General features: G+C 41.1%; 20 protein-coding genes. 1 reads left to right on the top strand and 19 read right to left on the bottom strand.

Features of this window, described 5'->3' with window-relative positions; all coding sequences use genetic code 11:
- The 9 genes from PH210_RS06405 to PH210_RS06365 form a co-directional block, all read right to left on the bottom strand.
- A complete protein-coding gene (locus PH210_RS06405) occupies window positions 1–705 on the bottom strand; it encodes an ABC transporter ATP-binding protein (RefSeq protein WP_289984012.1) in 705 nt (234 codons plus the stop codon).
- On the bottom strand, window positions 698–1,492 hold the full coding sequence (locus tag PH210_RS06400) for an ABC transporter ATP-binding protein (protein WP_289984011.1): 795 nt from the start codon (window positions 1,490–1,492) through the stop codon (window positions 698–700). The genes PH210_RS06405 and PH210_RS06400 overlap by 8 nt, the downstream gene beginning before the upstream one ends.
- Entirely contained in the window at window positions 1,482–2,507 is a 1,026-nt protein-coding gene (locus PH210_RS06395) for a branched-chain amino acid ABC transporter permease (protein ID WP_289984009.1), read from the bottom strand. Before PH210_RS06395 ends, PH210_RS06400 begins: the two co-directional genes overlap by 11 nt.
- Window positions 2,508–2,520: 13 nt before the next feature.
- Window positions 2,521–3,387 (bottom strand): branched-chain amino acid ABC transporter permease, encoded by an 867-nt coding sequence (locus PH210_RS06390; protein WP_289984008.1) that lies wholly within the window; start codon window positions 3,385–3,387, stop codon window positions 2,521–2,523.
- 11 nt (window positions 3,388–3,398) lie between these two features.
- On the bottom strand, window positions 3,399–4,559 hold the full coding sequence (locus PH210_RS06385; RefSeq protein ID WP_289984007.1) for an ABC transporter substrate-binding protein: 1,161 nt from the start codon (window positions 4,557–4,559) through the stop codon (window positions 3,399–3,401).
- A gap of 289 nt (window positions 4,560–4,848) precedes the next feature.
- Window positions 4,849–6,105, bottom strand: a complete 1,257-nt coding sequence (locus PH210_RS06380; RefSeq protein WP_289984006.1) for a Zn-dependent hydrolase — start codon at window positions 6,103–6,105, stop codon at window positions 4,849–4,851.
- Between the two features lie 94 nt (window positions 6,106–6,199).
- A complete protein-coding gene (locus PH210_RS06375; RefSeq protein WP_289984005.1) occupies window positions 6,200–6,784 on the bottom strand; it encodes an FAD synthetase in 585 nt (194 codons plus the stop codon).
- A gap of 28 nt (window positions 6,785–6,812) precedes the next feature.
- Complete coding sequence (locus PH210_RS06370) at window positions 6,813–8,276, bottom strand: 4-hydroxyphenylacetate 3-hydroxylase family protein (protein ID WP_289984004.1); 1,464 nt, start codon at window positions 8,274–8,276, stop codon at window positions 6,813–6,815.
- 22 nt (window positions 8,277–8,298) lie between these two features.
- Window positions 8,299–8,814, bottom strand: a complete 516-nt coding sequence (locus tag PH210_RS06365) for a flavin reductase family protein (RefSeq protein WP_289984002.1) — start codon at window positions 8,812–8,814, stop codon at window positions 8,299–8,301.
- Window positions 8,815–9,034: 220 nt separating this feature from the next.
- On the opposite strand from PH210_RS06365, the gene PH210_RS06360 reads away from it, so the two are divergent.
- Complete coding sequence (locus PH210_RS06360; RefSeq protein WP_289983999.1) at window positions 9,035–10,354, top strand: helix-turn-helix domain-containing protein; 1,320 nt, start codon at window positions 9,035–9,037, stop codon at window positions 10,352–10,354.
- Window positions 10,355–10,418: 64 nt separating this feature from the next.
- Here the strand turns inward: PH210_RS06360 and speB (PH210_RS06355) are convergent, their stop codons facing one another.
- The 10 genes from speB (PH210_RS06355) to PH210_RS06310 all read right to left on the bottom strand — a co-directional run bounded on the left by speB (PH210_RS06355) (window position 10,419) and on the right by PH210_RS06310 (window position 25,397).
- The gene (gene speB, locus PH210_RS06355; RefSeq protein WP_289983998.1) at window positions 10,419–11,378 is read right to left on the bottom strand and encodes an agmatinase; all 960 of its coding nucleotides are present in this window, start codon (window positions 11,376–11,378) and stop codon (window positions 10,419–10,421) included.
- A gap of 77 nt (window positions 11,379–11,455) precedes the next feature.
- The gene (locus tag PH210_RS06350) at window positions 11,456–12,850 is read right to left on the bottom strand and encodes a purine-cytosine permease family protein (RefSeq protein ID WP_289983996.1); all 1,395 of its coding nucleotides are present in this window, start codon (window positions 12,848–12,850) and stop codon (window positions 11,456–11,458) included.
- A gap of 39 nt (window positions 12,851–12,889) precedes the next feature.
- Complete coding sequence (speB, locus tag PH210_RS06345; RefSeq protein WP_289983993.1) at window positions 12,890–13,882, bottom strand: agmatinase; 993 nt, start codon at window positions 13,880–13,882, stop codon at window positions 12,890–12,892.
- 99 nt (window positions 13,883–13,981) lie between these two features.
- The gene (locus PH210_RS06340) at window positions 13,982–15,346 is read right to left on the bottom strand and encodes a sigma-54 interaction domain-containing protein (RefSeq protein WP_289983991.1); all 1,365 of its coding nucleotides are present in this window, start codon (window positions 15,344–15,346) and stop codon (window positions 13,982–13,984) included.
- Between the two features lie 511 nt (window positions 15,347–15,857).
- Window positions 15,858–16,607, bottom strand: a complete 750-nt coding sequence (locus PH210_RS06335) for an aspartate/glutamate racemase family protein (RefSeq protein WP_289983990.1) — start codon at window positions 16,605–16,607, stop codon at window positions 15,858–15,860.
- Between the two features lie 123 nt (window positions 16,608–16,730).
- On the bottom strand, window positions 16,731–18,194 hold the full coding sequence (locus PH210_RS06330) for an NCS1 family nucleobase:cation symporter-1 (protein WP_289983988.1): 1,464 nt from the start codon (window positions 18,192–18,194) through the stop codon (window positions 16,731–16,733).
- A 191-nt stretch (window positions 18,195–18,385) separates the two neighbouring features.
- On the bottom strand, window positions 18,386–19,630 hold the full coding sequence (locus PH210_RS06325; RefSeq protein WP_289983986.1) for a hydantoinase/carbamoylase family amidase: 1,245 nt from the start codon (window positions 19,628–19,630) through the stop codon (window positions 18,386–18,388).
- A gap of 14 nt (window positions 19,631–19,644) precedes the next feature.
- On the bottom strand, window positions 19,645–21,426 hold the full coding sequence (locus tag PH210_RS06320; RefSeq protein ID WP_289983983.1) for a hydantoinase B/oxoprolinase family protein: 1,782 nt from the start codon (window positions 21,424–21,426) through the stop codon (window positions 19,645–19,647).
- Window positions 21,427–21,428: 2 nt separating this feature from the next.
- Window positions 21,429–23,501 carry a hydantoinase/oxoprolinase family protein gene (locus tag PH210_RS06315; RefSeq protein ID WP_289983982.1) on the bottom strand — a complete coding sequence of 691 codons (2,073 nt, stop codon included), beginning with the start codon at window positions 23,499–23,501 and terminating at the stop codon, window positions 21,429–21,431.
- 192 nt (window positions 23,502–23,693) lie between these two features.
- A complete protein-coding gene (locus tag PH210_RS06310) occupies window positions 23,694–25,397 on the bottom strand; it encodes a sigma-54 interaction domain-containing protein (protein ID WP_289983981.1) in 1,704 nt (567 codons plus the stop codon).
- Between the last annotated feature and the right edge of the window lie 365 nt (window positions 25,398–25,762).

Raw genomic sequence — 25,762 nt, 5'->3', positions numbered from 1 at the left:
CTAAGCAGATCCAAGATAGGAACGCTGCACGATTTCACTTTCTTTTAACTCGCTTTTTGTTCCTTGTCCGGCTAAACGCCCTGCCATTAAAACATAGCCGCGGCTGCAAAAATCAATCGCCATTTCCGCATTTTGATCGACCAAAAGGATCGTCGTTCCCTGCTGATGCAGTTCGGTGATTTTATCATAAACCTCAAATACTAGTTTGGGAGAAAGACCCATGGACGGTTCATCTAATAATAATAGCTTTGGACTTGTCATCATCGCCCTGGCTATTGCTAGCATTTGTTGTTCTCCCCCAGAAAGAAGGCCTGCTAATTGATCCTTTCTTTCTCTTAAGATTGGAAAAGGTTCTGTTACTTTTTCCGCCCGCTGCTGGCGATATTTAGCTGGCAGCGTATAACCGCCTAAAAGTAAGTTATCCCAAACGGAGAGTAAAGGAAATACATGTCTTCCTTCTGGAACTAGCGACATCCCCTGGCTTACTAGTTTAAACGTTTTTTCTTTAACAATTGATTTGCCTGACAGTTGAATATCTCCAGTTTTGGGACGGATCTCTCCGATAATCGTTTTTAATAGCGTGCTTTTACCAGCACCATTTGCCCCAATAACGGAAACGGCTTCCCTTTCTTCCACCCTTAAACTAACATTGTCTAAAGCACATATTTGGCCGTAATAGGTACTTAGATTTTGAACATTAAGCATGCGTTTCAGCCCTCCCCATATAGGCTTCCAATACAGCTGGATGATTTTGAATCACTTCAGGAGGACCTTCTGCTAGCTTTTCTCCAAAATTTATCACCGTAATTTGGTTAGATAACGAATATACGAGATGCATATCATGAGCAATGATTAAGATGGTAATCCCCTGCTGATTCACCTCTGAAAATAGACTCATCAGCTCTTGCGTTTCCTTCTGATTCATTCCGGCCGTAGGTTCATCAAGTAATAACAGATGTGGATTCGTGGCTAATGCTCTAGCAATTTCGACACGTCTTTGATTTCCATATGAAAGCTGGGCAGCGTACTCGTTTCGAACGTCCCATAATCCCACGAATTTCAGGGTTTCCTCAATCCGTTCTTTCGCTTCTGATTCTTTGTTCCGAAAGGTTTTGGTCCGGAAAAAGGCAGGCAGTAGATTTCCGCCTGTAAATTGATAGGTTCCTATTAACACCGTTTCAAACACTGTCATATCTGGAAATAATCGAATATTTTGGAACGTTCGTGAAACCCCATGCTGGGCAATTTTATCTGGTCTCAATGATGTAATGTCTTGATGTAAAAACTGGACGTTCCCCATATCTGGTTTAATAACTCCCGTAATAAGGTTAAATAACGTACTTTTTCCTGCTCCGTTAGGACCGATAATCGCATGAATATTGTTTTGCAATACAGAAAACGATAGATTGTTAACGGCCTTAACGCCTCCAAAAGATTTAGAAAGATTTTGGATGGTAAGTATAGCGGAATCATTATGGAGATCAATGCTCATAACTTAACCCCTCTTTCTCTGGAGTTGTTTCGGGTGTTTGAATCGTTCTTTTCTGTAGACGTCTTTTGACTAACTGGAATAATCCCATTATTCCCTTAGGGAAAAACATAATCATGACAACGATCAGAAATCCGTAAATGATCATTCTCAATTCAGGGGTTTCCCTCAAGGCCTCCGAGGAAACAGTCAGGATGGATGCTCCAATCACCGCCCCTGCAATCGATCCTTGGCCGCCGATCATGACCATCGTTAGAATGGTGACGGACATCGAAAACGTAAAGGTTTCCGGACTAACGACACGAAGGAAATGGGCGTATAAGGCACCTGCAGCCCCGCAGAAAGCAGCTGAAATCGTGAACATAATGACCTTTGTTTTAAAAACAGGGATTCCCATCGATTGAGCCGCAAGTTCATCATCGCGAATGGCCGTACAGGCACGCCCGAATCCAGAACGAATGATTAACCTTGTAACCAAAATACCAAGGAAAACAAAGAGTAATAATAATGGGTAATAGTCCTGGTATTGAAAAAACACAAATTCAAAGGTGCCGATTTTGATCGGAGGCGGAGGTGTTATACCTGCAATCCCCATTGGTCCGCCAGTTAAATCTGTCCAATTTAAAAAGACAAGCCAGATAATCGTTCCGAATGCCAGTGTCGCCATTACCAGGTATTCTTCAATAAGTTTCAAGCCAATAAAGCCAATGATAAACCCGATTAACGCTGTTAGGATGATTGATAACGGCAGATTTACCCAAAAGGAAAATCCAAGGTTTTTGGACAATATGGCGGCAACATAGGCGCCAATTCCGAAAAATGCTCCGTGTCCAACTGAGACTTGCCCGGTATAACCAACAATTAAATCTAGACCTAAGGCTAACAGGGTATAGATTAAAATGAGATTAATAACATACATCACGTATGGATTGGTAACGGCAAGGGGGAGGAAAAATAAGGCGATCACTCCAAGAATCAACAGGAATTTCCGGTAAACTGTTTTATTGGTTTGTATCATCTCTTCTCCTCCCTTACACTTTCTGCTGAATGATCTTGCCAAAGATTCCTTGAGGACGAACTAATAAAATAAATAATAAGATGACCATCGCGACTGCATCCCTATAGCCAGAGGATATAAAACCAGCAGCAAAGCTCTCAATGATCCCCAATAATAAACCGGCTATCATGGCACCTGGTATATTCCCCATTCCTCCCATAACGGAAGCAGTAAATCCTTTCAGGCCTGCAAATACACCCATCGTTGGATACACCAGGAAAACAGGTCCGACTAATATACCCGCAAGAGCACCGACAGCTGAACCGATGGCAAATGTGATTGAAATAATCTTATTTGCGTTAATTCCCATTAATTGTGTTGCATTGATATCTTGCGAGGCTGCTTGAACGGCTTTTCCCATTAGCGTTCTATTCATAAATAGCTCTAGTACGATCATGACAAGGATGGTTAGGATAATGATAAAAACGTAGTGCTGATTAATCTCCATGTCAGCAATCGTAAAATTCTTGGACAGGAATGGTGAGTTTAATCGCTCAGGTGTTGCCCCCCAAATATATTGAGCAACGTTTTGGAGAACAATCGAAATCCCAATGGCTGCAATCAGCAAATTTAACTTTGGTGCCTTTCGCATCCTCATGTAAACGACTTTCTCCATTAGATAGCCGAGAAAAGCCCCTGCACATACGCCACCGAGATAAGCTAACCAGATCGGCGTATCTAATAATAGAAGATAAAGGGACACGAATGCCCCTCCCATATAGACTTCACCATGTGCAAAGTTGATAAAACGCAGCACATTCCACACCATGGTGTAACCAATTGCCATTAACGCATAAATGCTGCCGAGGACAATTCCATTGATTAATTGATCTACGAACACAAATTATCCCCCTATTCTGAATCTTTAATCACTTTAAAGGTACCGTTTTGAACTTGCATGATCATTGGTGTGTTGGAACGATCACCATTTTTATCAAATTTAATCGGACCTGTGATTCCTGAAATATCAATGTTTGCCAGGGCATCACGGTCTTTATCGGCGTTTCCTCCGCCTTTTTCTAATGCCTTGGCAATCGCCATGGCTGCGTCAAAAGCAATGGCTGTATTCGCCTGGGCAGGAACATTATTCTTTTCAGCTAAAGCTTTAAACTCTTTCATTTGAGGAGTATTGGCATTTAAATCAATCATGGAGGCAAAAATATGATTTTCTACCGCATCTCCACCCAATTTGATCAGCTGCTCTGAATACATCGAGTCATCTGGAGAGAAGAACTGGACATTTAACCCAGCCTGCTTGGCCTGCTGTTCGATCAAGGCGACCTCATTGTACAAGCCTACGACCATGACGGCATCCGGTTTTAGCGTTTTAATCTTGGATAATTGAGCCGAAAAGTTTTTATCGCCTGGGTTATATTTTTCAGCCGTGATAAAATCTACCCCAAGATCTTTCGTTGATTGCTTGGCAGCATCATACATCGTGATACCATAGTCGGTATTTTCGAATATCGCGGCAATTTTCTTCACATTTTTTTCTTTTGCCATATAATTCATCACGGCAGGAACATATACGGAACCCGTTAAAATGACACGGAAAAGGTATGGATTCTTGGTTTTAGACAAATCAGGGCTGGCCCCCATGTTTAAATGAAGCACTTTTGCCGGTCCGGATACTTCTTGAGAAGCCAAAGTTGGCGAGGAATTATAACCCCCAATAATGGCCTTTACCCTATCGTTATTAATCATTTTATTGACTACGGCAACGGCTTCAGATGGAGTGGCCTTATCGTCCCCTACGATTAACTCAAGCTTCTTCCCATTGATCCCGCCTTCACTATTAATCTTCTTAAACGCGAGCTCCACACCATTTTTCATATCCTGTCCATATTGGGCATTATCACCGGTCATGGGTGCTTGAAGACCAACACGTAACGTGTCACCGCTTGCTGAGTTACTAGAACCAGTAGAAGAATTTTTTGCTGAACACCCTACCAATAAGAAGGCTAATACCAAAAACATGACCATCTTTTTAACAACTAATTTTTTGGAATGCACCAACTTTGTCCCCCTTTTTTCTTTTAACTTATATAGAAATTTGTAAATGTAAAAACCTATATGGGCAAAATCAATGACAGGGTGATCGATATGGTAGTTTTGGGGTTAAGTCCTGATGCTTTGAAGAGTTGAAAGGAAAATAGGCGGTAGATTCTAGGGAGAGTATGTTGTTTTATTTACGGATATTTTCTTTAATTATTCTTTTAATTAAAAATAACAGGTCCATAGTATTAAGTCAATTCAATTTTCAAAAGATTCAATATTTTATAAAAAATAATTCTCCTTCTAATTAAACACTAAGCTCTGTTTCAGACATCTTGCGATCCAACTGAACAATGCCCTGCAACACTAAATTGGCTGCTTTTTGAATATCGTAAGGTTCACTATACTCCTCAGGGCAATGACTTTTCCCGCCAATGCTTTTCACGAAGACCATAACTGATTTGGTGACACTTGCCATATGGGCGGCATCATGGACGGCCATGCTTGGCAGCCTCAAATAAGGCTCATTCATTTCACTGGCAGTGTTTTCAAGAATGGCTACAAGGTCCTCATCTAACACAACAGGTTTTTGATCTAGAAAGACTTCTTGCTGGATGACTACCTCTCTTTTTTCAGCAATCTTCTGCCAAACCTGATTGATGGCGTTTACCCCGTTTTGAATGGCTTCCTCCGTTTCGGCTCTAACCTCTAAAATAAAGTCAATTTGGCCAGGAATAATATTGGCCGCATTCGGTGTGACCGTTAATTTTCCAACTGTACCCACCATATTTCCTTTTATTCTGCAATACCTTTCTACCTCAAGTATCATTTCAGCTGCTGCGGTGAGAGCATCTTTTCGATTGTTCATCATCGTGGTTCCGGAATGATTGGCTTCACCAATTACGGTAACGAAACTACGAAATGTCCCTACGACTCTATCAATAATCGCCATAGAAATATTGGCATTTTCTAACCGCTGCCCCTGTTCAATATGGATTTCAATAAATGCTTTTTTCTCTTTTTGCATCGACTCCAGGTTGGAGAATTGATCAAGTCCCCCTCCCACTTTCATCAGTTCTTCCTGAAGGAGAGCTCCTTTAGAATCACGGGTTTCTCGTAAGTTTTGAGGTTTTAGTTTCCCAACAAATGCGCGGCTGCCAAAGGTAGATAAGTTGAAATCGTTTGATTCCTCTGCCGTAAAGGAAACAATTTCAAGATCATGATTCAGTTTGATCTGATGTTCTTTTAATGTTGTGATGATTTCTTTTGCCGTTAGTACCCCCAGCGGCCCATCATATTTCCCTCCATTGGGAACGGAATCCAAGTGGGATCCAATAACAATACTCCCTTTCTTTTTGCTGGTGCCTTCATATTTGCCCCAAATATTGGCGGCACCATCAATCGTTACCTGCAGGCCCAATTCCGTTAACTCTTCGATAAACAATCTTCGGACTTGATGATCCTCATGAGAGAAACTAGGTCTCGTAACACCTCCGTGTTCATTTTTCCCATATGTTGCATATCGTTCAATGTCTTTTTGTAACCTGCTAAGATTTATTTTCAAACCTTTATGCCCTCACTTTCTTTCTGTTTCATAAAAAAGAGAGCAACGAATGGTTTCACACCATGATTGCTGCTCCGGATTTTCACTCACTCTACTAATTTGCTTTCATGGCCGTTCCCGCGTAGTTTCTTTCTTCCAAAAAGGAAATAGAACGGATATCCCCAAGAAGGCTTTTCGCTAACGAAAAATTTCCTTGCTTTAGAAGGGAACGAATACGTGTGGATGAAATAATTTCACCTTGTTCACATTGCATCGGATGTAATACACCGACATGAAAATGAGTTTTTAAATCTTCAATGGTACCACTACGGCCTTTTCCAAATTGAAAACAAGGTCCTTCCCAGATTTCAACGGGGTGGATGAATTGCAGCTCTTCAATAAAGGCAGAAACCGTTTTGTTCATAAATGATTCAATAAATTTGCCCACGATAACATAATCCACGCCAAGTGCCTTTAAGCGGTTGAGCTTTTCATCCAGTGAGGTGATCAATTGGCCTTTTTTGAAATGGACCTTCGGCGGTGGATCGAAGGTATAGACCACACATGGAACACCATGAGCCTTTGCCTGTTCTTTTGTTTTTAAAATTAAAGCCTGATGGCCGCGGTGCACACCATCAAATGCACCGATGGTAAGCACGGAGGATGGAAGCTTTAGCGTACCAGTTGGATGAATTTCCAATGGAATAACTCCTTTCTAACTTAAGGAATTAGCGGCTGGAAATACGAACGGACTGGTTGATCCCTGCTGCCTTTCGCACCAATTCACGCTGTGGTTCCAGATCAAAGTTATTAAACACGGCCATTTGTTGCGCAAAAGGCGGACTTTGGGCAAATAATTCAAACGTGGTTCGATGGCCTGCGTAGGAGGAATTTAATAAGTCCCTTGCAAAATAGAGTAATTTCCCACGGTCCTCAGGCGTCCACTCGCCAACAGCATAATATTCATCAAAATATTGCTTGATTTCCGGATCTGCCATCGTTGCTGAATCCGGCGTTACCGCTAATTGGCCACCGACAAGTTCTCTTGTTAAATGGGCCATGGCTGGGAAGTTCGCTAGTGCGAATACACGGCCGGTATAAAGAAGCGATTGGTTTGGCATCATTAATCCGCCCGGACTTCTTTCCGCTTCCGCAACAGCGGCGGTTAAATGAGCATTGATTCCCTCACGGTAGTTGATTAATTGAGATATTTTTTCTTTTACGGCCTGCAGATGGGTTAAACCGGTTTGTTCGACATTTAATAAGGCTGCTCCGATTAAATAATCGGCTCGGCGAAGCATTCTAAGGGTGTAATTAAAGGCAGAATAGCGATGAAGAGTAGAACGTATATAGGCGGCAGAATCTAAGGAGCGATGGAAAAGGACATTTTCCCAAGGGATTAAGACGTTATCAAAAATAAGTAAAGTATCAATTTCTTCAAATTTTGTCGCAATCGGATAATCTTCTGCATTTCGGTCTTTACCAAGGGAAGTCCGGCAAATATGTTTAAGTCCCGGCGAGCCCATATCGCAGATGAATCCGCAGGCAAATGGGGCCATTTTCTCAGATCCGGCATTCCAGTCCAAAATCGTCGGTTTGACGAAGGCTTGGTGGGCATAAGCGGCGGCTGTCTCAAATTTTGCCCCTTTAACGACAATTCCCTTATCATTTTCCTCGACGACATGAAGCAGTGTCCCACCGTCTTTTCCACTGAACAGTTTGCTTCGATCACCTTTCGGGTCCGTGTTGGCTGATACATGGAACAAGTCTTCCCTTGCCACTCGGTCAATATGATACTTTATATTTTTTGCATAAGTTGGATCGATTTCATTCAATTTATCCTGGGCGTCATATAGGGACCACATTTCCCCAATCGTTTCGTCCCCCACCCGGTAAACGACCCCGTTAAGATCATCGAGTACGGTTTCGACATGCTTGCGGATGGCTGCTAAGTCTTCTTTTGTTTCAGGGGCTTTGTAAGCACGGGATACGATTTCCCCATCAGGAAGTCTTGCCGTTAAGGTATCGGCATATTTGGCTTCAAGCGCCATATCATACATTCTCGCCTTTACATCAATAATCGGCTTAAAGGATGGATGTTCGGCTACATTCCGAACCTTTTCTCCATCAATATAGACCTCCCTGCCGTCATTCAGTGATTCACGGTACTGTTTACCTGTCATTAATGCCATTCGATTTCCTCCCCCAAATTTATCACTTATTTTCTATAAATTGACCAAACTTTCCGCGATAATAAACCAATGGTTCACCTGTGGCTGCATGAGCGGTTTGTACTTCCGCCATAAAAACAGAATGTGTTCCTCCCGTAACTTCTTCCACCACACGGCATTCAAGATAAGCCAATGTTTGGTTAAAGACAGGATTTCCGAGCTCACCATACCTAAAGTCTGCATTCTTAAATTTATCTGTATTGGCCTTAGCAAATTGCAGGGCTAAATCTTTCTGATCCTCCGTCAAAATGTTGACTGTAAAGGATTTCGATTCCGATATCGCATGACATGTTCCCGTATTTTTATTGACACAAACAAGCAGCATGGGAGGTTCAACAGAAACGGAGCTGACGGCGCTGGCTGTAATCCCAAAATCGATTCCGTTATTCGTTACGGATATAATCGAGACACCGGTCGTAAAGTGTCCGATAACATGCTTATATTGATTTTGTTCCACTGTAGAGACAGTATTTCGGGAATCCTTAGTTGATGAATCCATGTGATAACCATTCCTCCTTTTTTATTAACGGAATTATTCTTAATGTATTCCTTTAATGTGACTATACAGCGCAAAAGAACGATTGTCAACGGAATTTTCTCAATATTCAATATGTTTATATTGGAAATTTTTGAAAGATGAGATAAACTTATAGTTGAAGAAGATTATTCAAAAATAGTAAATTATAGTTACAAGGAAACAACATTTTTGGGGGGATACTTTGAAACCAAGAGCTGGATTTATCGGACCAGATGACTATATCCGTCTTACTTCTGAAATTGCAACTGAATTTAGTGACCGGCTCCAGCCTGTTCCCTTCATCTATCGGGATACGGAGGAAGCGTCAGAGATTATCCGAAATAATCAACATTTAGTAGACTTTTGGATCCTGACAGGGCCGGCTCTTTATCATTCATATCTAAAGAGCGGCGTTAACCAACCTTATTACCTCTTTAAATTAGATGGTGCAAGTTTAACCAAGACTTTAGTTGAAATCGGTTACAACGATAAGAAGAACGTTGAGACGGCCAGTATTGATATGCTAGCAAAACGAGATGTTTATGAAACCTTCCGAGATCTTGGAATTCCGAGCAATCAAATTCATGTCCATGAGTATACGAATGAAACACCTGTTAGCAATCTACTATCCTTTCATCAACAACTTTATCGAACGGGGAAAGTGGATCTTTGTGTCACATGTTTACGGGCCATTTATGATCAATTGCGCAAGGAGAACATTCCCGCTTATAGAGTGACTCCAACAAGAAGCAACATACGCGAAACATTATCATCAGCCGTTCAACAGTGGGAAACACTGCACTTTAAACAATCACAGATTGCCGCCATACTCGTAAAGGTTGAAGGAATAGAGAAAAAAGATGTTCATAACATGGTGACATATGATTTACACCGATTACATTTAGAAATTCAGGCTGCCGTTATAAACTTTGCTGAATCAATTTCAGGATCGTTTGTCTCAGTGGGAACGGGCATCTTTGTTATTTTTTCCACAAGAGGTTCGGTGGAAGAAACGGAGCAGCCAATTAGTTCTCTTCTGGAAAAATTAGCGTTAATTACGGACATGCCGTCTAATATTGGGATAGGTTACGGTGATACGGCCCTATCTGCTGAAGAGAATGCTCGTCTTGCCATCCATCATGCCCAAAACTATGACTCTTTTTGTGCTTTCCTCGTTGATGATAATGGAAATATTGAAGGACCATTAAAAGAACAAGAATCGATCACCTACCAATACCGGACGGAAAACAAGGAAATAAGTGAGAAACTTAAACACAGTGGAATTACGATTACAACCTTCAACAAAATTTTATCGGTTCAAAAAAGAATGGGTAATGGTTCTATCACTACCTCACAGATTGCAGAATGGCTAAAAATGACTCCAAGAAACGCCCGGCGAATTCTAACTGGTTTGGTTGAACAAGGAATTGCCGAAATTATCGGGGACGAGGCTCCTAGCGCGAAAGGACGGCCGAGGAAAATATATCGTGTAAGCAATGTCTTACAGGAAAATCAGAAATAATAGCAATGTAATGTAAAAACGGATGCCATGTTAAGATGGCATCCGTTTTTACATACTCCCAGTCCTATGATTGAGTATGTTCCCTTCTCGCAACAGCCAATAAACTTAAAAATTCAAAGACGACACTGGCGGCTGTTAAGGCTGTTACTTCAGTGGGGTCGAGTGCAGGCAGCACTTCTACCAGATCAAAGCCTATAAAGTTTATTCCTGAGAGCTGGCGCAGCATCTGCTGGGCTTCTGCGCTCGTAAATCCAGCGATTTCTGGAGTGCCGGTTCCGGGTGCATAGACCGGGTCGAGAAAGTCAATGTCAAAGGTGAGAAAAACCTTGTTGTTTCCAACTCTTTCGCGCGCGCGCTTCATCGTTTCTGTGAGCCCGATAACCCGCATTTCATCGGCCGTAATGACTTCAAACCCAAGTTCCCGCGCTTCGTTAATATCATTAGGATCATAGACGGTGCCGCGCATCCCAATTTGAATCGAACGAGACGGATCAATGATCCCTTCTTCAAACGCCCGGCGAAAAGGCGTTCCGTGCGTATACTTTTCTCCCCAATACTCGTCCCATGTATCCCCGTGGGCATCAAAATGAATAAGAGATAATGGACCGTGAACACTGGCGAGTGCCCGTAATTCCGGTAAAGAAATCGAGTGATCCCCGCCAAGCACAATCGGAACCACCCCCTCCATCGCCCACGCTTTGACATGCTCCGTAATGTATTGATGGCTTTGAGCCGTGTTGCCGGGAATAACCATAACATCTCCTCCATCCACTCCCTCCAGATAATCAACAGGACGAATTTGATGGTAAACATTTGCCGGCCTTAGCAGGACAGAGCTGCGGCGAATGGCCTCGGGGCCAAATCGCGCACCAGAGCGGTAAGTCGCAGAAGTATCAAAGGGTGCACCGAGGATGACAAAATCTTTTTTGTCGATTTCCTGTTGATACGGTAATCGCATAAACGTACGGATTCCCGAAAATCTGGGCATCGTACTGGGGTTCGGTAGTTCAAAGTTCTTGCTCATCGTCATTCCTCCTTCATTAAAAAGGATAGAAATGGGAATCGTCTATTCCCATTTTCTATCCTTGAAAAATTAACACATTAAATTTTGTGAAGTTGTTCATCTTCAAAGGAGATAGGTCCCTCAATGGTCTCCTCAGATTTTAATTTACGTTTCATCAAGACATAGTAAAGCACCGACGGAACAACTAGTCCTAAAATCCAGGCAACATCTGCTCCTCCCATTGCTTTCGCTCCTGGTCCTACATAAATAGAAGTATTCATGAAAGGGACTTCCGCAATGACAGAAATGATATAAGAAATAGAGGTAATTTTGTTAATTTTTCCGTACTTACCATTAAGATCAAAGATATCTTTAATACTATACTCCCCGTGGCGGACAACATAAAAATCAATGAGGTTAATCGCTGTCCATGGGATTAAGAAGTAACTAATAAATAAAATAAAGTCGATAAAATTGGATAAGAAATTTCCCTGTCCTAATATAGAGAGCAAAGTACCGACCACTGCAATTCCAGCAACGAAAAACATCCTGACCTTTGGCGTCACTTTAATTTTTGAAAAAGGCTCCACAGTGGTTACCGTTGACATAAAGGCACCGTATAGATTAAACGCATTGATGGAAAGCTGCCCTAAGATGATCACAACAAACATAATGATAGAGAGGCTCCCAAACTGGTTCGCGAGATTCGTACCAGAATTACTTAAGAAATTCGGAATGGCCGTAGTCAATAGGACTCCCAAAACCATCATCCAAACCGTTCCTAAAATGGTCCCTGCATACGTATACCAAAAGGTTTTAGAATAATTGGTATCAATGGGCAAATACCTGGAGTAGTCCGCAACATATGGTGCATAGGAAATCTGCCAAGTGGCGACCACACTAACACTTAACATAAAAATCGGCAGATTAAACCCGCTTGGAGACCAGCTTCCTGCCGGAACAGGCAGTTTAAAGACAATAACTGTAGCCGCAATAAAGACGAGAAAAAACACCCAGGTTAAATACTTTTGGATTTTATGAATAAGATCATGTCCAACCATTGTCACGATAAAGGTGATGACATTCAGAATAATGATACTTACAGTTAAATTAAGGTTTAAGGCACTGCTTAATACTTGTGCCCCTAACAGCCCGCTGCTGGCAAAAAAGCCTAAATACATAAAAATAACGAGAATTAAAGGAATCACCGCGCCAATAACACCAAATTGGGCACGGCTTTGAATCATTTGCGGAATACCAAGTTTAGGTCCTTGAGCAGAATGGGATGCCATGAAAATGGCTCCTAGTAAATTCCCCACAATAATAGCTACTACACTCCAAAAAAGATTTAAACCAAAAGTGACACAAAGTGATCCGGTTACAAGTGTGGTAATATGCATATTGGCGGCAAACCAAACGGAAAATAATCCTCTTGGTTTTCCATGCCGTTCATTTGCTGGAATATACTCAATGCTTCTTGTCTCAATTTTCATAGACCTTCCCCCTGTTATCAATTATTTTCTTGATTTATCCTAGGAGTGAACTTCCTTCTTATGCAAATTGCGGTCCTCAGCATTCTCTTTTTCCTTTAAAACAAAGCTCAGTAAATCTAATGCTAACCGGGCACCTACTTGACCTGTCATGCCTGCCGGATCATATGGGGGTGCTACCTCTACCAAATCAAAGCCAATCACCCTCCCTCTTTTGGCAATTCCTTCTAGCATTTCATTAACTTCATCATACATAAATCCTCCTGGTGAAGGTGTGCCTGTTGCCGGTGCCACGGATGGATCCAGTCCGTCAATATCTAAAGTAACATAGTATTTTTCTCCCTCTGGAAGCATTTCGATTACATTTTCTATTCCCATTTTTCTGATTTGTCTAGGTGATAAAATGACACTGCCGTATTCTCGTGCAGCCTCGACATCTTCCTTAAGACTACTGCTGATTCCCCGAATCCCAAATTGGAAGATCCTCTGAACATGGTCCATTTCTGATAACCGGCGGATACTGCTGCCGTGACCATAACGCTGACCTGAACGATGATCCGCCCAGTCCAAATGGGCATCGATTTGAATGACGTGAAATGGTCCCAATTCCTCTAATGCTTTACCAACTGGGATGGTAATGGAGTGATCGCCGCCTAATACAACCGGCATGGCACCTTTTGAGACTATTTTTCGTACGGCTGCTTCCGTATTTTCATGACACTGCATGAGATCCCCATGGACCATGTCCACATCGCCGCAATCAACCACTTTCCATTTAGGTCCCAAATACATAATGTCTTTTTCAATATCATAGGCCCCATTTAAGCCAAAGCTGTAAAGGGTAGAACCTTCACGAATCCCCCTTGGTCCCATTCTTGCTCCTGACTTCCATTGGGTGCCCATATCATTTGGTACTCCAATGACAGCTACATCCGCATTTAATTGATCCAAATCTGGACAGACAGGATATTTCCCAAACGTACAGATTCCCGTAAAAGGTAAATTTAAAAATTGTTTTTCATCTTGATTTGACATAAAACTGCCTCCTTTTAAAATTTCTTACTAATGGAGAATGCAATTTTCATGCCAGCGTTGATAGAAAGGGAATATGGTCGATACATTAGTCAAAATTGACTACCTGGTTCCGACATATTTTTGGATTTTCCGATTCGCAGTGGATTGGCTAATTCCCAATTTTTCGGCCAGTTTAATGCTGCTGGGATATTTTTGATACATCCGCACGATATATTCCTTTTCCAGTGTTTCTATGTAATCGTCTAAAGGGATTTCTTGGTTTGCATCGATGGAGGAATTCTGATTTGTATCCTCATCTGATTCGAGGTCAATTTCGTTACCACTTGTTGTGATAATCTGTTTTTCAATGTAGTTTCGTAACTCTCTGACGTTACCTGGCCATTGCTGCTGGCTTAGCCAGGCGGCCATTGTTGGGGTAAAATATTTGTCTAAACCATATTTACGATTCAGCTGCTCGGTAATCTCGTATATGAGTGGAATGATTTCTTCCCTTCGCTCCCTTAGTGGAGGAATGTCTATTTTTACGACATTAATCCGGTAATATAGATCTTCTCTAAATCTCCTTTCTTTGATCAGCGTTTCTAATTGTTGATTGGTGGCACAAATAATTCTGCAGTTCACTTCTATTTCTTTCGTTCCACCAATTCTCATAAAGGAATGATTTTGCAAAACCGACAGTAATTTCACTTGAAGATTCATAGGCAGTTCTCCGATTTCATCGAGAAAAAGGGTTCCCTTTCTTGCGCATTCAAAATAACCCTTCTTCCCGCCCTTTTTAGAACCGGTAAAAGCCCCTTCCTCGTATCCAAAAAGCTCTGACTCAAATAAAGATTCAGGTATTGCACCACAGTTCATTTCAATAAAGGGCTCAGCTTTTCTTGAAGACATTTGATGGATCATATGGGCAATATGGTTTTTACCTGTGCCTGACTCCCCTTCAAGTAAGACCGTAACGTTTATATTTGCTACTTTTGAAGCAATATCGAAAACTTTGGCCATCTTATCATTCCTATGTAAGAAGGGGCTGGCAGCCTGTTTTCGTAGTTTTTCATTTTCCTCTTGATAGAGCTGTAATGCCTTTGCGACCTGGTCATTTTCCTTTTTTAAATACTCGAACTCCGTTATATCCCTTGAAACACTCATCGCGCCGATTAATAGGCCTGATGAATCAAAAATGGGGTATCCGGAGATGATGAGTTTTCGATTAAGGATGGTTTCTTGAATGAGTGTATCTTTCTTTTTGGTTCTTAACACATTGGCAATGACAGAAGGAGAAAAAAGTCCTTGTTTTTCAAGGTCGAAAAGGTTGTGATTGACGATTTGCTCGCGGGGAATACCAAATACTAGTTCAGTGGTCTGGCTTGTATATAAAACCATTCCGGCTGCATCCGCAATAAAGATTTCATCAAAAGAATGCTCTAAAATATGTTTTAATAGAATCGTATCATTCTCGCTTAGATTCATTTTTACCTCCTAGTCATTTTTGAGATAATGATATTCAAAAATGACTAAAAATTCAATATTTTTAGAAATATTTTAGGAATAATTTTTTGATAAGAGGATTTTTCTATTCTGTATCGAATCTAAAAAAATCGAATGTCACATCATTGAGACGTTCGATCATATTTGATTATTTATTAACCGCACTACTCAATTTTATTAAATACATATCTCTATCGGATTCATCACCAGATGCAAAGGAATGTGTATGACCAAGAAGGATATAGCCCCATCTTTTGTTGCTTCAATGGACTGACCGAAATCTGCTAAAGGACCTCCATACGTTTTCTTATATTCCATCACTCGTAAAAGTCACTGGCTTAAATATTTCGAGTTTTTACATTATTATCAACCAACAATTTTATCTATTAAACTAAAAAAATATTTATTATTTAAAAATAAAAAATCCCCACCTAAAATTAGGTGGGAAATTGCCTGGGTACATTTGCTGTTTAACAATCGCTGAAGCTAAAAATTATTTTTCCTTTACGGCACTAACACCAAAGCTGGCTAAGTTGCCGATGTATTCTTTTTTCTCAGGGTATTTGTAGGTGTTAAGCTTACTTGTTTTCTTACCTAGATCGACAATGGATTCAGCAAATTTCACTGCCGCTGTTACTCCATCGAGAACCGGTACACCTAACTCTTTTTCAAGGCTATTTGCAAATTCAGCCATACCTGCACATCCAAGCAAGATAGCTTCTGCCTTATCTTCCTCCACAGCCCTTTTTCCTTCCTGTCTTAATGTTTCAATGCCGCCTTCAGGATCTCTTTCAAAATCAAGCACTGCGAGTGGGGTACATCTGATGTTTAAGACACGTTTACTCATACCATAGGAATCAACGAGTTCTTCTAACATCGATTTAATTCTAGGCAGCACAGTTACAACCGAAAATCTCGCAGCAAGCATAGATGCTAAATAAAGCGATGCTTCCGCAATCCCTACCACAGGTTTGTCAGTCACTTCTCTGGCTGCCTGTAATCCAGGGTCGCCATAGCAGGCAATAACATAAGCATCCACCCCTTCTTCTTCTCCCTTTTTAATCTCTTCAATCACCCCAGGAATGGCTAAGTACTCATCATAAAAGGATTCAATTGAAGATGGGCCCATTTTCGGGCTTACTGCAAGTATTTGTGTATCAGGACGCGCAGCGGATAAGGCTGCATGTTCAATTCCTTTCGTCATCTCCAACGTCGTATTCGGATTGATTACTTTAATTTTCATTTTTTTATCCTCCCAATCAATTTCATAATCTAAACCATTAACTTATTTCAGAATGCTTTATGCTATTGAATCTAGATGTTGGGAAAGGTAAAATTGCAGGTTGAATCATTTATTATGTTTGTATTATTCATTTGAAACTTTCTTTTCTACCGATGTTGATACTGCCTGGTTTTGCTTAGATCGCATCAAGAAATAATAGGTAAGTCCGCCCACTATTATTCCTAAAAACCAGTTATAAGTATAGAGAGAGTGTAGTGCAGGAACCACAAGGCCTATTAAGGCCACAATTGCACCTAGTATTATTGCGACAAAAGCCCGCGGATTCCATCCATTTCTATAGGTGTAATCCCCATCCTTAACGAAGAAACTATTTAAATCATAGCTACGGTTTTGTATTAAATAATAATCTACAATCATAATGCCTGCTACCGGTCCTAGTGCACCTCCAATTGCTCCTGCAATAGTAAAGATTAAATTTGCATTATCAATCCAGAGCCATGGTGCAAAAAATACTCCTACTACTATAGAAATAATGCCTGCTTTAACAAAATTGAGTTTACTAGGAACTAAATTAATCAAATCGTATGCCGGGGAAACAACGTTTGCAACAACATTGACAGAGAGAGTAGCAACTAATAGGGCGAATGCCCCCAATAAGACCACTACAGGTTGATTTTTAAATTGGAGCAGGACTTCCACCGGATTGGTAATCGGTCTACCGAAGGCCATAATTGTTCCCACAGTAATCATGATGCTCATCAAACCAAAAAACGTCATCATTATCGGTAATCCAACAGCCTGGCCGATAGTTTGGTCCTTTTGGCTTTTGGCAAAACGTGTGAGGTCAGGGATATTTAATACTAAAGTAGCAAATGCTCCTATCATCCCCGTTACACCGATTAAAAAGCTGTTCCAAAATGCCCCGCCAGAAATTTTTGCCTCCACGGCGAAAATAGGCCCGATACCATTTGCTACTTTGATTGACCAAAAAACCAATCCTAAAGCTAAAACTATTACTAGTGGCCCAGCCCACAATTCAAAATTTCTTACCCGCTCCATTCCATGTGAAATCACCCAGGCATGCATCAGCCAGAATACTGCAAAGCCGATCCAATCATTTAGTCCCATTCCCAAAAATGAGTAGGATCCAAGGGAATCCCAGCCAGGGTAAACGACACTAATGATGGCACCAACTGCTTTACTGCCCAAGTACGTCTGCACCGAAAACCAAAAAATGGCGATAACAGCACGAATCATTACAGGGAAATGGGCCCCTTTATAACCAAACGATGCCCTTATCAAAACAGGGAAGGGCAGACCATATTTGGCGCCAGCAGCACTGTTAAACCAAAGTGCCACAATTAAGAATACGTTGGAAATGATAACTGCCGCTAATGCTTGCCAAGTGCTCATTCCAATGGCAATCAAGCCGCCTGCAAGTTCATAGGAAACAATATTGTGAATCATTCCCATCCAGATCGCCGAGTAAGATAACCAACCCCAGGTTCTCTTTTCCTTGGGAATCGGAGCAAGATCCTCATTATATAATGAAGAATCCGGGTTTCTAATAATAGTTTTGGAATCCAACTGGATCACTTCTCCTTAATTTTAATTTTGGTTTCACCGTTTTGGTGTCAGGCACCATCCGTGGACAATTTGTATAAATTGTCTTTTTGAAGTGGACATTAGGAGATTGTTTTAATTTACAAAATATTCCGAAAAATTCCGTTGGATAAACTCCTTGTATGGCAGTCAACGATGACTGCCATACTGTTGCATCATATATGCTTTAAAACTGTTTCAAAGAGCAGATTGGTACCGGCAGCGATATCCTCTATTTCTGCCCACTCTTTTGGGTTATGGCTGATTCCGTTCCGGCATCGGACAAACACCATGCCTATTTCGGTAATTTCCGCCAAGAACATGGCATCGTGTCCTGCTCCGCTTACCATGATGGGTGCTTCCATCCCTAGATCCCTGCTTGTTTCAACCAACGATTGGATTAGATTTTCTGAACACTTGACGGGTTGAGCTTCCATGTTTTTGTCTATGACATATTCCAGCCCTCGGTTCCTGCTAACCTGAATAATCTTCTCCTCTACTTTTCGGACGACTTGATTCCTTCTATCCAAATCAATATCCCGAATATCAAGGGTAAATTCGATTGATTCTGGAATGATGTTGGCTCCGCCCGGGAAGGCTGAAATAATTCCGACAGTTCCTACAGTAGGTGCCTCAGGATCGTTCATGCAAAGTCTTTCTAGCTCTTGAATGATTTCCGTTGCTCCCACTAAGGGATCTCGGCGGAGACTCATCGGAACCGTTCCCGCATGACCAGCTTCTCCAACGAGCTTCACCTTGGACCAAGAAGGTCCTGCAATCCCACTGACAATACCGACAGGGTAATCATTCTTTTCCAAAAATGGCCCCTGCTCAATATGCAGCTCGAAATATTGCTTAATATCACCCTTATTCCGTACTGATTGGTCAATGAAATCAGGTTCAATGCCGAAGCCAAAAGTCTTAAGCGCTTGATACCTCGATATTTGGTTTTCATCCAATTTTTGCAGATCCTCATATTTTACTTTACCGACCATGCCTCTGCTTCCAAATAACCCATCATTAAACCGTGAGCCTTCTTCTTCACAAAAAGCAACCACTTCAATTGGATGTTCATGAACGATGTTCAACTCGGTTAACTTATGAACAATTTCGATCCCGGCAAGGACTCCAATAACCCCATCAAACTTCCCGCCATTTCGTACAGAGTCAATGTGGGAACCAATCATGATAGGCGGGAGGCAGGGATTCTGCCCCTCTTTTCGCCCAATCAAGTTTCCAAAGTGATCATGTCTCACCGATAGACCGGCCTCTTTCATCCATTCGGCAACCAAAAGAGTAGCTTCGCGGTCTTCCTTACTTAAGGCAAGACGCTGCACTCCGCCATCGGCTGTCTTTCCAATCTCACCTAGCTGTTCAATATGGAGCTTTAACCTTTCTTTGTTGATGGTCATTGTTTTCATTGTATCCTCCATGTTTAACACAACTGGTTTCTTAGTTTGCTAGTTTTCTCATAATCTATTTGATCTGCATCATTAATGAAAACTCCATACTCCGTTAATGCCTGTTCTTTTGAAATAAATCCATCTAGGTAATCGGAAAGAACCTTTTCCGATTCCCTTTCTAACGGATTTCCATATCCGCCTCCGCAAGGACCTACAAGCTGGATGGTACTGCCTTCATGTGCCTTTCTATTTGGCAGTTTGGAAGGAAGTTTTACTTCTTCATTCGTTTCATTGTCGCGAAGGGATAGGCTGCCTACAGCACCCGATTTTCCTCCATTAAAACCCCAAGGAGCGTACTTATACCCGTCGGCTTCCACTGAAACACTTCCCTCTGCTAAGAAAGTGACCTCACGAATGGAACCAATTCCACCTCGCCACTTACCTGGAGCACTTTCGTTATCTCTCAGCTCATAGCGGTTTACTCTTAATGGATAGTGGGATTCAATATCTTCAATTGGATTATTCCTTGTATTTGCGTATAAAGTGTCGACAGAATCCATGCCATCCATGCCATATCTTCCACCGTAGCTGCCCTCCATAATATCCATGTAAACCCAGTAATTATCATCTTTATCTTTGCCGCTAAAAGCGACAACTTGAAGGTTTCCTACACCAGCACTGACCTGATGTGGAACCACCTGGGCTAATGCTTTCATTAAGGTATCGGCCACGATATTCCCGCCGTTGAACCGTGCGATTGTCGGTGCTGGGAAAATGGGATTACACATTGTTCCTTTCGGAGCGACAATCTTGATTGGTCTGATCAAGCCAGAATTTTGCGGGAAGTTCCCGTATACAGTTGAATCCAATAAAATCGATCTTAGGGTTAGATTAATGGCAATGTCCACAGTCCCGATTAATGGCATATTGATTGGTCTATCTGGCACTTGTGGTGAAGTCCCTGTCAAGTCAACCGTTAAATCACTTCCATCCACCTTTACCGTCACCTTAATTTTTAAATCCTTTTTAGCTGGATCTTCACTATCCAAATATCCATCTAAAAACCCTTCAGCTGAGTATTCGCCATTTGGCAGCTTTTTAATTGCCTCTCTCATCATTTTCTCAGAATAATTCATCAATTCTTCACTGGCAGCTTGGACCGTGTCCAACCCATACTTTTCAATAATTTCGATATACCTTTGTGCCCCTATTTTGGCGGCAGCGATTTGGGCCTCCATGTCACCAACGACCAATTTCGGTGCCCGGATGTTATCACGTAAAATATCCCAAATGTATCGGTTTTTAACCCCTTTTTCATACACCTTGATGGCCTTAAATTGAAGACCTTCCGCATACGCATCTACAGCGTCTACAATTCCGCAGCTTCCCGGTGTAGATGCACCGATATCAAGATGGTGCGCAGTAGTGACAGAGAAGCCAATCAACTCATCTTTATAAAATACCGGAATGCAGAACCCAACATCCGGACCATGCGATGCACCGTGATACGGTGAATTATGCATAATGACATCACCTGGATAGAAAGTATCGCCTCTCTCCTCCATGATTTGGCGGATCCCTTGTACATATCCTGGAATAGGACCAGATTGAAGCGGTGTACTATGTGATGACTCACATAATTGCTGCCCTTTGAAATCCACTAACGCACAGCCAAAATCCTCTGATTCGCGGATAATACTGGAATAAGACATCCGGGCAAGCTTGTGCCCCATTTCAACTGCCACGTTTTCTAAAGCACCAAGGACTACTTGGACTGTAATTGGATCGATTTTGTTTGTTAAAGTTTGTGCCACAATTATACACCTACCTTAATAATGATATTTCCGTATTTCTCTACATAAGCGCTGCAGTTTGGAGGAATGACAGTGGTTGTATCTTTTTGTAGAACAATACATGGACCATAAAATTCCTGACCTACAGGAAGCTTTTCTCTTTGGTAAAACTTTGTCTCTACCTTTTCAAGACTTCCATTAATATTAAAAATCGTTTCTCCAGTTTTTAATAAGGCATCCTCTAATGTAAACTCATGATGAACGGCCTTCTTTTCAATTTTTGGCATATAGCCCAAACCAGTTACACGAATGTTGACCAACTCTATTGGGCTTTCCAAGAAGTTGTGTCCATATTCCGCTTTATGGCTTTCGTGGAAACTATTTAATGCCAAAATGATTGTTTCATGATCTAGCAGCCCATTCGGCAAATCAATACGCAGTTCATATCCCTGTCCAGCATATCGGCAATCGGCACTGCGATGAATCTCAATATCCTGTTCTGCTACCCCATCCTCTTTCAATTGTTGAAGCAGTTGGCTTTCCAAAACAGTAATGTCTTCATTCAAAATGTTGAAATCGATATTGGTGCTTAACATAAACTCCGTTTTGATGACGTCATACTTTAAATCTGTGGTTAATAGACCTGTTGCGCAATTGATGCCTGGATACAATGGAACGATGACTTCCGGAATATTCAAAATTTGGGCGACGTCCACAGCGTGGAGCGGACCTGCACCGCCAAAGGCCACCAATGAAAACTCCCTTGGGTCTTCCCCTTTTTGAATCGTTTTTTCCCGGATGGCATTTGCCATGTTGTTATTCATGATTTGAAGAACCCCTTCAGCTGTCCTTTCTCTGCTTAATCCTATTTTTTCGGATAATTCATCAATTACCTTGTAAGCGGCATTCGTATAGATCTTCATCTCTCCACCAAGGAAGTTATGTTCATCGATCCTTCCCAGTACAACATTGGCATCACTTACTGTTGGTTTTAATCCCCCGTGGCCATAGCAAGCTGGTCCCGGACGGGAACCTGCGCTTCGAGGGCCTACCTTGAACGCACCACCTTCATCGATGTGGGCAATACTGCCGCCTCCAGCTCCAATTGTATGAATATCAATCATTGGCACCATGACAGGATATCCGGCAATCCAGGTATCACGGGCAGAAGATTCACTATAACTACTGTCGGTAATGATTCCGATATCGGCGCTAGTGCCGCCAACGTCGAAGGTGATCAATTTTTGACGATTGGTTAATTCACCAGCCCAAACGCCTCCTAATATTCCTGCAGCAGGGCCTGATAAAAGAGTGCTTACGGGCTTTTCCGAAACCGTTTTGGGTGTTGCTACCCCTCCATTAGAGCACATGATATGTAATTCAGCTGGAATGCCGGTTTCCTTCAGCCTCTGTTCAAGATTCTGAATGTAATTTTTAACTTTAGGTCCAACAAAGCCGTTTATAGAAGAAGTTGTAAAGCGTTCAAATTCACGGAATTGCGGAGAAACGTCTGATGAAATGGTGATGAATGCTTCTGGATATTCTTCTTCAATGATTTCCTTTACTCTTTGTTCGTGTGCAGGATTAATATAGGAAAATAGGAAATTGACAATAATAGAGTCGACACCCTTTTCCTTTAAGTCCGCAACAGCCGCACGGACTTGATATTCATTTAACGGGGTAATAACCTGATCTTTTGCCGGACCCATTCTTTCTGCAACGGCTAACCGATTTCTCCGCTCCACGAGTGGACGATCCTGCCAAGGGATTTCCTGCATAATAGAATAGTTTTGAGGCCGCTGATGGCGTCCGATATGGATGATATCCCTATATCCTTCGGTCGTGATCATACCGGTGTTAGCTCCGTCATACTCTAAGATCGCATTAGTAGCGATTGTCGTTCCATGAAAAACATGGTCGATTTGAGACTTTTCAATATTCGCACGCTCACAAAGTTCAAGTATCCCCTGGACAACACCTGTAGAAGGGTCTTCCGAAGTGGTTGGCACTTTGTGAATAGCCGTAAATCGTGTTTCTGTATCATTGAAGATAACATCCGTAAAAGTGCCCCCTACATCAACGCCAAATAATTTCATAACGCATTTCCTCCCTTTTTTGTTATACTTCTTAATAATGCAAGTACCGTGCCAATATAAAAATATTGAAAAATTAATATTCGAGATAAAGAGTTTTCTATCATATTTGCAGAATTGCAATTTATTTTCCACCAAAAGAGAAAAATAACCCGGAAAATTCCTAATAATCAAACAATTAATGATATTGCGTATTTACAACTGAAATTGCATTTTTGCAATTTTTATGTTGTACTTCTGCACTTTTCTAGTAACAGTAGCAGGATCTACCCCTAGTTTTTTACTTGCTTCCTTCATTGTGAATGAGGATTCCAATGCTTGAAGAATCAATTGTTTTTCAAATAACTCCATTTGCTGCTTTAAATTTAAATTTTCAGGAACTTTGTCAATTGCTTTGACTGAGGATGTAATAAATGTATCCGGTAAAGAATTTAGGTCAATATGTTGTGTTGGAGATGTAAGAACAAGCCTCTCAATCGTGTTTTGTAATTCTCTAACATTCCCCTTCCATTCATAATCAATAAATAACTGCACAACTTCTTTATCAATCGTTTTATAGAGCTTGTATTTTTGATTATAGTTATCTAAAAAATGGCTGATCATAAAGGGGACATCCTCTTTTCGTTCAGCTAAAGGGGGAATGATTATTGGAACGACAAACAAACGATAAAATAAGTCCTCCCGGAATGTACCTTCTTTGACCATATCCTTCAAATTCCGATTTGTCGCGGCAATAAAACGGACATCCACTTGGACCGGCTTTGTTTCTCCCAATGGGGTAAACTGTTTTTCTTGCAAAAGTTGCAGTAATTTAGCTTGTAAATTAAGCGGTAATTCTCCGACCTCATCCAAAAATAAAGTGCCTTTATGAGCTGCCAGGGCCAGCCCCTTTTTGCCATCTTTATTCCCGCCAGTAAAAGTCCCTTTTGCATATCCGAACAATTCCGATTCCATAATACTTTCCGGAATGGCACTACAATTTATTTTGATAAAAGGAGCATCCTTTCTATTACTTAATTGGTGAATCGTTCTAGCCAATACTTCCTTTCCGACTCCGGTTTCTCCATGGATATAAATGGTGGCGTCTACATCTGCCACTCTGCAAGCAAGCTCATAAACCTCTTCCATGCATTTTGATTTAAACACTAAACCATGATCCTTCTTTTCCAAAATTTGAAGCTGCTGTTGATAAAAATCGAGAACCGCTTTTGTCTCTTCTAATTTCTTCTGAAGGTTCGCAATCTCTGTTACATCCTTTGAAATATTTATAATCTTGCTCAATGACCCATCTGCATGAAAGATTGGATGCGCTTCAACCAACAATCGGCGTCCCGTTTTTGTTGTTTGGTTCAAAGTTACCTTACGTTTTTTCCGAATCACATGAAGGGTTGAAGAATCATTAATAAACCCATTTTTCTCTAAAACGGAAGCAGATTTTCCAACTATTTCAAATTCCTTTATACCGAGAATTTGTTCACAAGTATTATTCGCACGCAATATGATTCCTTCACCATCCGTGATCGTAACCATTTCACCACTCAAATTCATAATCGCTTCTAATTCCTGTTTTAAGTCCCTAACTTTTGGAGAATTGTCTAAGAACATCTGATAGGTATTATTATCTAAAAAAAGAATCCCACCGAGTTTTCCTTGAACTAAAGAAATACTCATCACATACATATTGGTATTGGATATATTTTCAGGTATCCCAAATATCCCATCCTTAATGACTTTTATGATATTACTTCCCGGTAATACCTCTTGAATATATTTCATATAAGGCTTCTTCAAATTGAGTATTCCTTCACAAATGGGGTTAGCATATTGAATTTTTCCTTTGAAATCGACCAATAGCAAACCAAATGGAAATTTTTCACCTAGCTCTTGCAACGTAAACAAAATGGGTTCCTCCAATCATTTTTAAAATTTTTCCAATTGCAGAAATGCCTTAATAATTGCATTTATACAATTATTCTGTAAATTACAAAGAAATCCCTCCTAAATATTTTTAAAAGTGTTCATAGTGCCAATTTAGATTCTCATTTTTAAAAAACCCTGTTAAGGTTGAAAAAATTACTTCCCTCCTATTTCATGTAAAATAATCGTAGAAACATTAGTTGATCAATGGGATTTATATTTTTCATATTTCCTGCTTTTGGGAATTAACAGTAGCTCAAATTCCCCATCAGGCAATTGGCTGTGGACGGCCCCCTAATCGGATATTTATGTGTCCTCCTTACTCATTAAAGGATTTTCAAGTTTTT

The sequence above is a fragment of the Paenibacillus sp. BSR1-1 genome, from assembly GCF_030403775.1.
Taxonomy (GTDB): domain Bacteria; phylum Bacillota; class Bacilli; order Bacillales; family Cytobacillaceae; genus Neobacillus.
The sequence above is the reverse complement of the archived record's forward strand: the minus strand, read 5'-3'. Positions and strand labels throughout refer to the sequence as shown.

Coding starts and splice junctions, on each gene's coding strand:
- PH210_RS06405 (WP_289984012.1), bottom strand. CDS start 705: ATGCTTAATGTTCAAAATCTAAGTACCTATTACGGCCAAATATGTGCT.
- PH210_RS06400 (WP_289984011.1), bottom strand. CDS start 1,492: ATGAGCATTGATCTCCATAATGATTCCGCTATACTTACCATCCAAAAT.
- PH210_RS06395 (WP_289984009.1), bottom strand. CDS start 2,507: ATGATACAAACCAATAAAACAGTTTACCGGAAATTCCTGTTGATTCTT.
- PH210_RS06370 (WP_289984004.1), bottom strand. CDS start 8,276: ATGGCATTAATGACAGGTAAACAGTACCGTGAATCACTGAATGACGGC.
- PH210_RS06365 (WP_289984002.1), bottom strand. CDS start 8,814: ATGGATTCATCAACTAAGGATTCCCGAAATACTGTCTCTACAGTGGAA.
- speB (WP_289983998.1), bottom strand. CDS start 11,378: ATGAGCAAGAACTTTGAACTACCGAACCCCAGTACGATGCCCAGATTT.
- PH210_RS06350 (WP_289983996.1), bottom strand. CDS start 12,850: ATGAAAATTGAGACAAGAAGCATTGAGTATATTCCAGCAAATGAACGG.
- speB (WP_289983993.1), bottom strand. CDS start 13,882: ATGTCAAATCAAGATGAAAAACAATTTTTAAATTTACCTTTTACGGGA.
- PH210_RS06340 (WP_289983991.1), bottom strand. CDS start 15,346: ATGAATCTAAGCGAGAATGATACGATTCTATTAAAACATATTTTAGAG.
- PH210_RS06335 (WP_289983990.1), bottom strand. CDS start 16,607: ATGAAAATTAAAGTAATCAATCCGAATACGACGTTGGAGATGACGAAA.
- PH210_RS06325 (WP_289983986.1), bottom strand. CDS start 19,630: ATGAAAACAATGACCATCAACAAAGAAAGGTTAAAGCTCCATATTGAA.
- PH210_RS06315 (WP_289983982.1), bottom strand. CDS start 23,501: ATGAAATTATTTGGCGTTGATGTAGGGGGCACTTTTACGGATGTTATC.